The sequence below is a fragment of the Bacillus sp. AFS023182 genome (genome assembly GCF_002560575.1).
GTDB classification, from domain to species: Bacteria; Bacillota; Bacilli; order Bacillales; family Bacillaceae_G; genus Bacillus_A; species Bacillus_A arachidis.
Genome location: NZ_NTRO01000053.1, coordinates 96512 through 108397, shown reverse-complemented (window position 1 = coordinate 108397; position 11886 = coordinate 96512). Strand labels below are relative to the sequence as shown.

Below are 11886 nucleotides of genomic sequence, written 5' to 3'. Positions count from 1 at the left end.
TCAGGGTTCACTTCATTTTTGATTAGGTTCTTTTCTAGTGACTTCTAGGATTAAAGTGTATGATTATATTTCGATAATAATGGAATTCGTTTCGAAACGGATCCATAGATTCTAAATACCATTTGTATGAATGGCTCTAATTTCCGTGTACTTTGCATTACTATGCCACAAGTTATAAATGACAGGAATGCTCCACCAATTATATCTGCTGGATAATGGACACCAACGTAAATACGTGAAACTCCAACTAGTACTGCCCAAATTAATGCGATATATTTTAACCTTTCTCCTCTCAATAACATTGTAAATGCTATTGAGAATACGAGTACAGAATGATCACTTACAAATGATGAATCTACTGCATGTGGTACTAATTGATGAACATGATAAGTTACAAAAGGTCTTGCATGATAATATACTGCATGAATAAAAACATTTAATAACAATGAAACTCCAACTGTAAGAACAGCATATACAACAGTATATTGTTTTTGAATTGCCATTTCTTTTTTTGCATTACTAAACCATAAAATAAGCATAAAAAGAGCTGCCACATAAAGCGCGCTATTTGTAATCATAATCATGAACTTATCTAAAATGCTTGAGGTTCCTGCTAAATTATTAATCCATTGAAATACTGTGTAGTTCATACCCGCTCTCTCCTTATTTTCATTACATTCGTACTTTAAAGAAGTACAAGTTTTATCGCTTTACACAGTATACAACAGCAATATGAAAATACCTTAAAACTTTTCTCATCTATTTCTCATTTTTATGTGCGACATAAGGAAACGAAATTGTAACTGATGTACCTTCTTTTTCCTTACTTTCTAATATAATATTTCCATTATATTTTTCTATAAGTCGTTTTGCGATGGAAAGCCCTAGGCCATTTCCCCCCTCCTTACGACTCCTTGCTTTATCTACTCTATAAAAACGATTAAGTACATATGGTAAATCTGATTCGGGTATTCCGACGCCATGATCTATAATACGTATGATAATATTTTCAGTTTGTATATTCGTTTGAATACAAATGTATTTATCATTTGTTTTGGTATATTTAATTGCGTTATCTAGTATGATAATTATTATTTGCTCTAAGTAAGGTGCTGGTATAGCCGCGTAAGCCTCTTCGGCATATAATTGTATATCAAATTCAAATTCGGTTTGAAGAACTTCAAAATTTTGGATTACTTGTTTTAACACAGTATTTACATGTACAAGCTCGACTGATGATGCAGGAATTTGCTCCGATTCTGTTCTGGATAACTCTAATAATTCTGAAACTAACTTATTCAATCGATCCACTTCTTTCAAACTAGATTGAAGTGATTTTTGTAAAATAACAGGATCATCCTTTCCCCAACGGTTTAACATGGATAAATGTCCTTGAATAATTGTAAGAGGTGTTCGAAGTTCATGTGAAGCATCTTCAACAAACTGCTTTTGTTGTAAAAAAGACCTTTCTACATCATCCATTAGTTCATTAAATAGAAAGCCTAACTTCGCAAGTTCATCATTATTTTCTCGTACGGGAACTCTTTCTTTTAATCCGTTTGTTTTAATTCGATTCATCGTATCAGTTATATTCTGAACACTTAATAAAAGTTGTTTAGCAATAATCCTCCCACCTAAAAAACTAAGTATAAGTCCACCAATACCAGCTGCAACCATTACAACGAAAATAATTTTTAACAAGTGATCGAAGGCCTCTAAATTTTCCCCAACCTCAATTGTCCCCTTAAATGTTGCTGTTTGAATTGGCATCCGTTCTATTAATATCCTATCTTCTAAGTGTCTCTTTATATAAGTTTCAGGCTGAGTAACCGCTTTAGGAGAAGTCCACTTCGGATTAAAATCACGAGAAACTGAGACAACTGGTTGTCCATCTTTATCTAAAATTCGAATAATCTGATGCTTATCATTCATATTATTAAGAAAGTCCTTACTGTTTTCAATCGTTTGGTTAGAAAGTGTTTCTTTTTTATCAGTAAAATATGCTGCTATTTCTTTTACTTGCCTGTTCATTTGTTTCTTTTCATATTCTACTGACCACTGATTAATCACAATAAACTGTAAAATATTATATAAAGCGAATAAGATAAATAATAACGTGGTTGACCAAAGAGTTAGTTTCCATTTTATCGGAAGGTGTCGAATGCGCTGTACAAAATCTTTAATCATCTCATCACATACCCAGCTCCTCTAACAGTCTGGATATACTCCTCCTTATCTATCCCATGTAATTTGTTTCGTAAATAGCGAACATATACATCAACAATATTTGTTTCCACAATCGCATCGTAACCCCACACTTGCTCTAAAAGTATATCTCGTGTAAGCACTCTGTTAATATTCTTCATAAACGTGAGTAATAACTCAAATTCTTTGTTCGTTAATTCAATGATCTCATCATTTTTTCTTAGCGTTCTTGATTCTACATGTAACTGTAAATCTTTAAAAGCAAGCAATAGTGTTGACTTACTTTCTTCTTTTTGTTCGCGTCTAAATATAACTCGTATTCTTGCCAGGAGTTCTTCAATTGCAAATGGTTTCGGTAAGTAATCATCAGCACCGCTATCTAATCCTGTAACGCGATCCATAATACTATCACGCGCTGTTAACATAATAATGGGAGTATTCTTTGTCGCACGCAGTCTACGACATACTTCAATTCCACTCAGTCCCGGTAACATCAAATCAAGAAGTATAATATCATAGTTCTTCTCTAGGGCTGCTTCCAATCCTTTTCGCCCATCATATTGTACCTCTACTGCATATCCTTCATATTTTAATTCTAATTCTAAAAATTCAGCTAAACTTTCTTCATCTTCAATTATTAATATGTGATGCAATTTTAATTCCTCCTATAGCATTAAATGAATTATCAATCCTAATCCAAATAAAATCGCAATCATTTGATGTAAGTTTCGATATAATACCGATTTATTTCTGTTTTTACTCCTATTCAAAAGAATTCCAACAGAGCTCAGTAATACTAAAATGCAAAAAGTAAATATACCACTGTAAATCTGTATCATGTGGTGACTTCCCTTTATAAAAAAATAAACTCCATGTGTTGTTGCAACAGCTAATACAGCATAACCAATAAACATATGATATTTCTTTGCTAACATATATAACTCTTTCATATACTTAAATTTAGATATTTTATTTTTGTGCAAAAATAACCAAATATGGTGTAAAAACCAAAGCGATATAGCTGCAATCGTGCCATATTCACCAAGAGATCCAAGAGTTTTATTTACACTTTTTAATTCTATTTGATCTCCTAGCATAAAATTTGCGATATATACCATAACACTAAATGCAATAACACAAACTCCTATAACTTTTATAAACAAATGAAAAATTTGACTTCCGAACATTTTCTTCATTTTGCATCCCTCTTTCAATTTCAAAACATCACTACATTCCAAATTGTAGCAATCAAAAAAGAAAAAAGAATGAAAGAAAGATTAGAATAAGATGAGAAATACTTTATGTGAACTAAAAATCAAATTTCCCACCTTAATTTTTATATGTATAGATTTTCTTTCGCCAGTGCAATGATCTTTTGAATAAAAGGTTCTTTGGCATTAGTATATGACACTCGATCAAATGGATACTTCATGGCAAGCTCTTGTTTTAATTGTCTGTATTCAATATGTGCCCATTCATGATTTCTCATAAAATCACGAAATAATAAATTGTTCTTCCACTCTTGACCACCGTATGTATAAACGTGTAAATGATGTGTACCTGCTCTCCATTTCCCTTTTCTAAAAAAACGTCTCTGTGGAAAGTGCTTATGAAATACATATTCATATCCTATTGTTTGCAATGGTTCTATCCAACGATCAACCAAATTTAAATTTTTAACACCTATCATCATATCAATGATGGGTTTAGCATCTAAACCTTTTATTGACGTACTTCCAATATGTTCGATTGCTATAATTTCTTTTTTTAGTAGTGCAACAAATTTCTTTTTCTCTTCTACAAATTCCTTATGCCAATTTATATTATATGGTTCAATGGTTATTTGTTTATCCATTTTTCACCTTCCATTTGAATTACTTAGCCTTCTAACTAAGTAAAACAGGTTTTTTCATTATCTTTCTTGAATATAATAATATTTAATCTAATTATATAGAATACGAGGTGCAAAATGAACGGAATTCCGATTACAATTCATTTAAATGATGTCACTTTTCAATTAAAAGAGCAACACGACTTCAATTGGCTTGCCAGTCTTGGAAAAATATTTGCAGTCTTTGATCAACAAGATTCAGGGAATATTTGCTTTGGTATCGAAAAAAATGGAAAGAAGATGCTTGTTAAATTTGCTGGAGCAAAAACAATGAATTATGCAGGTAATCCAGCAGATGCAATAGTAACTCTTAAACAAGCTATGTTACTTTATGAAGAGTTAAAACATAACTATTTAGTTGAATTGATAGACCATTTTGAAGTGCAGAATGGTTATGTAGCAATCTTTAATTGGTTTAACGGAGAATGCCTTCATTCACATTGTTCATTTCCAACACCAACAAATTACAGTGATCCAAATTCTCCATTTTATCGCTATAAACAATTATCAATTGAAGAGCGTCTTACTTCACTCGATCATATTTTTTCTTTCCATGTACATGTTGAAAGAAAAAACTATGTAGCAATAGATTTTTATGACGGAAGTATTTTATATGATTTTAAAACAAACAAAATAAAAATTTGTGATATCGACTTATATAAAAAGAAACCCTATATCAATACAATGGGAAGACTTTGGGGATCATCACGATTTATGTCACCAGAGGAATTCGAGCTTGGCGCAGTAATTGATGAGAAAACAAATGTATTTAATATGGGGGCAACCGCTTTTGTGTTATTAGGAGGCGGACGCAATCACACTTTCGCTAAATGGGAAGCAGGAAAAGAATTGTATGACGTAGTATCGCGTGCGGTAGACAAAAATAGAAATCAACGCTATACATCAGTTGAAGAGTTTTATTTAGAATGGGAATTTGCGCGTAACAAAATGAGTATGAAAAAGTAATCCTCCTTCATTGTAGTAAAATAATTAATACATGAAGAAGTTATGTTTTTTCTGTATAATAACTTATAGTATCGAAAACTACAATAATGAGGCATGCTAGATGGATTTTATATATATCAATCAAAACGTATTAAATAATTTGCTTTACATTTTAATTAGCGTCTTTGTTTTTTACTTTCTATATAATAATAGAATATTTTTCAAAAAATACAAAAAAACACTTATTGTTATTTGCACTAGTGTACCATTAATTTTATGCATGAAATTCCCTATATACATCGATGAAAATTGTGTTCATGATTTGAGACAAATCCCATTTTTAATAGGTACACTTTATGGCGGTTTACCAGTTGGAATTGCTTTATTATCTATCATGCTATTGATTCGGTTTGTTTTTTACGGTGTTAACTTTTTAACAGTTATTGTTTATATTACCATGCTTATTTGTACTGCCTATTATTCTTCTAAATTCAATCAATTAAGCAGAAGAAAAAAGCTTATTATATCAATGATTTTACCTTTTTTCCTTGCTTTACTTACAACCTTTATCGCTGTAGTTTTATCGGATTTCCCAATTACAAAATTATATATCGCTTATTTTATTATACTGCCTCCTATTATCATGTTATTTGTTGTGTATATAAATGAAGTTTTAAGAGATGCCGTTATTATGCGGTCAAAACTAGTAAAAATGGAGAAGATGGAGATTGTGAGTCAACTTGCTGCGAGTATTTCACATGAAGTAAGAAATCCCCTTACCGTAGTAAAAGGCTTTACTCAACTCCTTAAAACTCCAAATTTATCACAAGAATCGCGCGAACAATATATTGAACATATTCTTGGAGAACTAAACCGCGCGCAGGTTATCATTGATGACTACTTAACATTTGCTAAGCCGGCATCACAAAAAATTGATAACATTGTAATAGATCAAGAATTAAAAAGAGTAATAAGTATGATGATGCCATTATGTAATATGAATTCTATAAATGTTTCTGAGAAATTAGAAACAGGTTCCATCACCGGGAATACACAACATTTTCAGCAATGCTTTTTAAACTTAATAAAGAACAGTATAGAAGCGATGCCAAACGGCGGAAAACTAAGTGTCAAATCATCTGTTTGTGAAAACAAAATTACTATTGTCATTAAAGATAGTGGAATTGGTATGACACAAGAGCAAATCAACCGATTTGGGGAACCTTATTTTAGTACAAAAACAAAAGGAACAGGTTTAGGTACGATGGTTGCATTGAAAATTATTGAAACGATGAATGGTACTTTAGATATAAATAGTGTTGTTAATAAAGGAACCACTTTAACGATTACATTTCCACAAAGTAATGAGATTACTAAAAACACTAACATGTTGATTTAAAAGGGGCTCCTATGCTCCTTTTTATTTTTGACTCTATAAAGGAGACATATTGGTTTTTGATGGGATATACAATGTTCGAGGGATTCATTTTTCAGATGAGCCTTACTCTTTCCTCAATTTATTTTGGTGTATATCACTGGTTTTCTTACGGTTTATTTGAAAGTTTTGTTCCAATAATCCTTATCTTTTTAACAACAGCATTCTCTGGCTTTGTATAAGCATATGCTTTTCAAAAAATAAAATCGATGCTCTACTACCTATTTGACTTCATTTTGGATGGAATTTCACGCTCAATCAAATTTTTTCCAAAAGATCCATTAAGATAGCAGTTTTTCATCCCTGTAAAAGGTCTTGACTATCCCCATCTTGTAGATATTCCTTCTTTACTCCATTTTTTATTACCTAACATAGTTGTATCACTACTCACATATGTACTGATTAGGTTTTACATTCAAAAGACTCAATCAGTATCAATCACCAGTATACAAAAATAATTCAACATATTTAGGAGAAATAACTCTTGAATGATCCCTACTCTTTAACATATCAATTATAAAAAGGAGCATGGTAGCTCCTTTCTCATTAAATCTTTGGAGCAATAAACACATATAACTTCGAAATCAATATGTTTTTTTATGGATAAATAAAAAGATTCATATCAGTATGAATAAAAGCAAACTGCTGAATCATTTCATTTAGGCACTTCGCTGCTTTTGTAGGAATTTGATGCTTTACGTGATCAATGAATTTTAATTCATTACATGGCAATTTTTCATGCAATAATTTGGCATGACTATAAAATACTTTATCCTTCTTACCATACACCAATAAAACCGGATGCTGAATATTTCTAAGCTGATTCGTACAATTATAATGCAAACTATAACGATAATACTGCCAGATATTTTTGGCATTCCCTTTTCGCGCTTCTTTAAACATCTGTATGAACAATTTATGTGTATTTGAGTTACTCCATGAAATAGACCATGCTAAAAATGAAACTGCCCCCGCTTTTGCCAGTTTCATGCCAAGTGAAATCTTATTCTTTAGATACCCATCCCTCACTTCTGACATTCCCCCAATTAGAATAGCCCCTAACACTTTTTCAGCAAAAGCCAATAAAAATTCTAATGCGATAGAGCTTCCAGTCGAATATCCACATACAAATGCTTTCTTAATTTCCAAATGATCCAACAAACATCTAATGTCTTCAGCAATCAGTGGATAGGTAATCGGTTGTTCTGAATACTGACTTCTTCCGTGCCCTCTAATATCAAAAGCAATCACCTTAAAATTTCGAGATAATTCCTCTATTTGATACTCAAAATTCACACAAGTAAGTACAGGAGGATGAATAAAAACAATAGGAACCCCTTTTCCCTTAACGATATAATACAGACTACTACCGTCCACATTCAACATTGGCATATATGTAATCACCTCAACAATCTAAAATCATTTCCAACTCTTTTTCTAGAAAAAGATATCTCTAAAAATAATGCATACTAAAATTCATTTTAGTACATGAGTATTTCCATTTGTTAGCTATAAGCGTCAATATTATTTTGTTATACGTTCCTGATAACGTTAAAGCCGATTCTCGTTTAAAAAATGAATTTAGTCGCTTCTCAAGTTTTTCTTTTTATTTAGTTTAAAAAACAGATGATATGTTATGCAATAAATAACCTTGTGTAGTGTAGTACACTTGACGATGTGTCTCTTCACTCATTTCTGTTATTATGTGGCACTTCTTTTTTTCTATTCCGGCAACTATTTAGAATAAATTACAATGCATTTTGTTCTATAAATGATATAGAAAATGAATATCATTCCTTTTCAACTCATTTTCAATATACTTCATCTCATTGATTAAAAAACATTATGTAAACAAATGAACTTTAAATCCTAAAAACCCAATTGACCTGTACATGTTTTCCTTTGGAATGAGGGAGCCTGCAAGTACACTTAGGGTTTTTAGGAAAAAAGAATTAAGAAATATTAGCATAAATTAGCATCATAAATTTCTATAAAATATTGCAACATAAATCATATGGAATTAAACTTAGTGTTTCTTTTTCCTAATTATTTTTACAGGGGGTAAAAAATGAATACTCTTAACTTCTTGATGTCACTATTCAATTCTGGAAGAAGAACTCAGCAAATGTTTAAATTATTTAGAAATAGACGGAATAACAATAGAAGCTGGATTTGGTTCTCTTTACTAGGATTAGGAACAGTTTTTAGTGTAGTAGCAACACGTAATTCAAATATGATGAACCCTATTCAACGTTTATTCCAAGGTGTTCAAAATACGACAAAAACATTTATTCCATCCAAAGTAAATTTGACAAATGTAGAGTTTGCCGATGAAATTATGCCTAACAGTCAAAAGAAACCAGGGAATCAAAACCAATAACTATCGTGAATAATAAAAACTCGCCTTTTAATCACAAATATTTACAATGAAAAAGTATGTAAATTCAACAATTTTTTTGAAGGTTCACTTTGTTATTTCGGTAAAATTTCAATATAAAAAGGAGCATGATAGCTCCTTTTTCGGATTGAATCTCGTATTGATACTAAAAAGTACCTTTAATAGTTTTTCTAATTACATAATTCTGTGACGAATGATTAAATAAATGGATAGTTTTTAATACCCTCAACCCCAGCAGCTGCATCCAACAATAATTAATAAAATAAATAGCACAACTAATAATGCAAAACCTCCACCAAAACCACAAGAACCACCGAAACTCATGTTTTCTCCTCCTTTTAGTATAAAACTAATGAATAAATTGATTGTTTATTAACGGGTTCGTATTATACAGTATGTTTTTATATGATTTTTGAGCATGTCTTGGCTAAATTTAAAAAGACACTTCGCGAGTGCCTAAATTTTATCTGTATAACATCGAGAAACTTAAAGTGGATACCAAAACCCTTTAAAAATATTAAACTTTAGGTAAATGGCAAATACTAAAATGATAATGCCGATAATGAATCCTATATAATCCTCTTGTTTTGCTTTTGTTGTAAAATACCATGTTCGTTTCTCTTTTTTTCCGAATCCGCGTAAATCCATTGCATTTGAAACAGTATCAATTCGCTCTAAAGAGTGAGTAACAAGTGGCCAAAAGATGAGTATCCGGTTTTTAATACGTTCCCAAAAATCCGCTTCTCCTCTTTCAAATGGTACACCTCTTGCTTCTTGAGCGTGCTTAATCAATTGGTATTCCGCTTGTATATTCGGTATGTAGCGAAGCGCGATATTTATCGCGTAGGCAATCTTATACGGTAATCCAATTTTATATAGACTGCTAGCGAACTCACTTGGATGCGTTGTGTATATGAAAATAAGTGTAAATGGTAATAATGTAAAATACTTTAATGAGAGCGTAAGAGCATAAAAGAGTGTTTCAAACGTGATAGTAGCATATCCAATATACAAAAATGCTGTACTTGTACCAGTTAACTCAGATCCATGGGTTGGTGTAATCAATAAAATCATCAATGAATTTAGCATACTAAATGTGAAAATAACACTAAATATAATTACAATTTTTTTTAAAGGGATTTTAGCAATCACTAACCCTAAACAACCAATGAAAAACAAGCATAATAAAATACGAAAATCAAAAAATATAAATGTAAGAGTCATCCAAATTATAAATAACAACAATTTAATTGCGCCGTCCATACGATGAAAATATGTATAATTATCTATATAAAATAAATCTGATTTATTCATAATCTCCCCTCCTTTTTGCCTCCATATACATTTGTACAAAAACTTCTGGATAAGGGACTTTACTCAATTTTACTAATGTTATTAGCGAACTTTCCCCTAAATTAGATTGTTGTAATACTTCGCTATTTGTTAATACATTTGAAACAGTACCATCAGCAAGTATTTTCCCTTTATGGAGGACAACTGCGCGGTCTGCATATTCTAAAGCTAGGTTCATATCATGTGTAATAAAGATGAATGATATTCCTTGTATCGCTAATAGACTTATACAGGACATAAATTGTTGATAATGAAAATAATCTTGTCCTGCTGTTGGCTCGTCTAAGATGATAAGCTTCGGATCTCTTGTTAAAACCGATGCAATAGTAAGCCTCTTTTTTTGTCCGTAACTTAACGCTTGAATTGGCCAATTTCGAAATGGATATAATCCACAAATTCGCAATACCTCTTCCACTCGTTTATTTATTTCTGCGCTAGAAACTTTCTTTAATTTTAATGAGAAAGCAACTTCATCCCAAACAGTAGATTGTGTAATCATGTGATTAGGATTTTGCATGACATAGGAGATCACTTCTCCACGCTTTCGGATAGACCATGAACTTATATTTTCATTATCAAATACAATCTCTCCTTTCTTCGTTTTGTTCATTCCCGTTAATGTATGTGCAAATGTAGATTTACCTGCACCATTATGGCCTAATAACGCTACAATTTCTCCTCTTTGTATAGAGAGTGATATGTCCCTTAATGTAAAATCTTTGTGCGAATATGAAAATGATATATTTTCTATTTCGCATAAGATTTCTTTTTTAGGTTGTTTTTTAGACATAGTAGAATGTAACATCCATTGCTTGATCGCTTTATTCACTTTCTCATGATCTAGCGTTTCAATTGGATATAATTCTTCATTTAAAGTATTCATTTTTATATTTTTTAACGCTTCAATATATACAGGCTCTCTTAACCCTATTTTTTGTAGCATGTTTGTTTGTAAAATTTTTTCTGGCGAATCAATTGCTACAATTTTTCCTTCTTCTATTAATATGATTTTATCAAGGTCTAACTTTAGTATTTCTTCTATTCTATGCTCAATAATAACAACTGTTTTATTAAATTGTTGATGCACCTTTCGTATAAGTTCTACTGTTTTCAAACTACTCATGGGGTCTAAGTTTGCTAATGGCTCATCAAATAGTAATATGTCAGCATGTGTTGTTAACAGTCCTGCAAGAGAAACAGTTTGTTTTTGACCACCAGATAATTCATGTGGGCTTCGTGAATGAAACGTATGCATCTGTACTTTCTGTAGTGAGTCCATAACAACGGCCTTCATCTTCTCCTGTTCTACACAATCGTTTTCTAATGAAAAAGCAACATCTTCTCCTACGGTTAAACCAATAAACTGAGAATCTTGATCTTGTAAAATAGTTCCTACATGCTTGCTTTGTTCAAAAATACTGCCTTTTCGCGGATCCTTACCACATATTGAAATGTTCCCAGTACTTGATCCCTCATATGAAAAAGGGATAAGCCCATTTATACAATGGGCCAATGTTGACTTTCCTGATCCACTTCGACCGGCAATCAATACTTTTTCGCCTGGGTAAATACGGAATGTAACATCCTTTAAAGTAGGTTCTGTCACTTGTTTATATTGAAATGTAAATTGTTCAAAGGAAATAATCGGCTTCATAATAA

The 11886-nt window shown here is 31.5% G+C and carries 12 protein-coding genes; 3 read left to right on the top strand and 9 right to left on the bottom strand.

All coding sequences use genetic code 11. The features are described 5' to 3' along the window. Nucleotides 1–50 precede the first annotated feature (50 nt). From CN288_RS21065 to CN288_RS21045, 5 genes are all read right to left on the bottom strand, one after another. Nucleotides 51–650 (bottom strand): undecaprenyl-diphosphatase, encoded by a 600-nt coding sequence (locus tag CN288_RS21065; RefSeq protein ID WP_098303048.1) that lies wholly within the window; start codon nt 648–650, stop codon nt 51–53. 109 nt (nt 651–759) lie between these two features. Beyond that, entirely contained in the window at nt 760–2187 is a 1428-nt protein-coding gene (locus tag CN288_RS21060) for a HAMP domain-containing sensor histidine kinase (protein ID WP_098303047.1), read from the bottom strand. Further along, nucleotides 2184–2858 (bottom strand): response regulator transcription factor, encoded by a 675-nt coding sequence (locus tag CN288_RS21055; RefSeq protein WP_026590931.1) that lies wholly within the window; start codon nt 2856–2858, stop codon nt 2184–2186. Before CN288_RS21055 ends, CN288_RS21060 begins: the two co-directional genes overlap by 4 nt. Before the next feature lie 12 nt (nt 2859–2870). Then, on the bottom strand, nt 2871–3401 hold the full coding sequence (locus tag CN288_RS21050; protein ID WP_026590932.1) for a hypothetical protein: 531 nt from the start codon (nt 3399–3401) through the stop codon (nt 2871–2873). Nucleotides 3402–3541: 140 nt separating this feature from the next. Next, a complete protein-coding gene (locus CN288_RS21045; RefSeq protein WP_026590933.1) occupies nt 3542–4060 on the bottom strand; it encodes a GrpB family protein in 519 nt (172 codons plus the stop codon). Nucleotides 4061–4174: 114 nt separating this feature from the next. Here CN288_RS21045 and CN288_RS21040 point away from each other — a divergent pair, with 114 nt between their 5' ends. Further along, complete coding sequence (locus tag CN288_RS21040; protein WP_026590934.1) at nt 4175–5062, top strand: serine/threonine protein kinase; 888 nt, start codon at nt 4175–4177, stop codon at nt 5060–5062. 100 nt (nt 5063–5162) lie between these two features. Beyond that, nucleotides 5163–6440, top strand: coding sequence for a sensor histidine kinase (locus CN288_RS21035; protein ID WP_098303046.1), 1278 nt, complete (start codon nt 5163–5165; stop codon nt 6438–6440). Nucleotides 6441–7073: 633 nt separating this feature from the next. Here CN288_RS21035 and CN288_RS21030 read toward each other — a convergent pair. Continuing rightward, nucleotides 7074–7868 (bottom strand): alpha/beta fold hydrolase, encoded by a 795-nt coding sequence (locus CN288_RS21030; RefSeq protein ID WP_026590936.1) that lies wholly within the window; start codon nt 7866–7868, stop codon nt 7074–7076. Nucleotides 7869–8544: 676 nt separating this feature from the next. On the opposite strand from CN288_RS21030, the gene CN288_RS21025 reads away from it, so the two are divergent. Beyond that, entirely contained in the window at nt 8545–8856 is a 312-nt protein-coding gene (locus tag CN288_RS21025) for a hypothetical protein (protein WP_026590937.1), read from the top strand. Nucleotides 8857–9099: 243 nt separating this feature from the next. Here the strand turns inward: CN288_RS21025 and CN288_RS21020 are convergent, their stop codons facing one another. The 3 genes from CN288_RS21020 to CN288_RS21010 form a co-directional block, all read right to left on the bottom strand. Further along, nucleotides 9100–9198, bottom strand: a complete 99-nt coding sequence (locus CN288_RS21020) for a YjcZ family sporulation protein (protein WP_016115012.1) — start codon at nt 9196–9198, stop codon at nt 9100–9102. 162 nt (nt 9199–9360) lie between these two features. Continuing rightward, nucleotides 9361–10188 carry an energy-coupling factor transporter transmembrane component T family protein gene (locus tag CN288_RS21015; RefSeq protein WP_098303045.1) on the bottom strand — a complete coding sequence of 276 codons (828 nt, stop codon included), beginning with the start codon at nt 10186–10188 and terminating at the stop codon, nt 9361–9363. Next, nucleotides 10181–11881, bottom strand: coding sequence for an ABC transporter ATP-binding protein (locus CN288_RS21010; RefSeq protein ID WP_098303044.1), 1701 nt, complete (start codon nt 11879–11881; stop codon nt 10181–10183). Before CN288_RS21010 ends, CN288_RS21015 begins: the two co-directional genes overlap by 8 nt. Between the last annotated feature and the right edge of the window lie 5 nt (nt 11882–11886).

Excerpts from the sequence above, each read along its gene's own strand:
- CN288_RS21065 (WP_098303048.1), bottom strand. The coding sequence starts at position 650 with ATGAACTACACAGTATTTCAATGGATTAATAATTTAGCAGGAACCTCA.
- CN288_RS21060 (WP_098303047.1), bottom strand. The coding sequence starts at position 2,187 with ATGATTAAAGATTTTGTACAGCGCATTCGACACCTTCCGATAAAATGG.
- CN288_RS21050 (WP_026590932.1), bottom strand. The coding sequence starts at position 3,401 with ATGAAGAAAATGTTCGGAAGTCAAATTTTTCATTTGTTTATAAAAGTT.
- CN288_RS21045 (WP_026590933.1), bottom strand. The coding sequence starts at position 4,060 with ATGGATAAACAAATAACCATTGAACCATATAATATAAATTGGCATAAG.
- CN288_RS21040 (WP_026590934.1), top strand. The coding sequence starts at position 4,175 with ATGAACGGAATTCCGATTACAATTCATTTAAATGATGTCACTTTTCAA.
- CN288_RS21035 (WP_098303046.1), top strand. The coding sequence starts at position 5,163 with ATGGATTTTATATATATCAATCAAAACGTATTAAATAATTTGCTTTAC.
- CN288_RS21030 (WP_026590936.1), bottom strand. The coding sequence starts at position 7,868 with ATGCCAATGTTGAATGTGGACGGTAGTAGTCTGTATTATATCGTTAAG.
- CN288_RS21025 (WP_026590937.1), top strand. The coding sequence starts at position 8,545 with ATGAATACTCTTAACTTCTTGATGTCACTATTCAATTCTGGAAGAAGA.
- CN288_RS21020 (WP_016115012.1), bottom strand. The coding sequence starts at position 9,198 with ATGAGTTTCGGTGGTTCTTGTGGTTTTGGTGGAGGTTTTGCATTATTA.
- CN288_RS21015 (WP_098303045.1), bottom strand. The coding sequence starts at position 10,188 with ATGAATAAATCAGATTTATTTTATATAGATAATTATACATATTTTCAT.
- CN288_RS21010 (WP_098303044.1), bottom strand. The coding sequence starts at position 11,881 with ATGAAGCCGATTATTTCCTTTGAACAATTTACATTTCAATATAAACAA.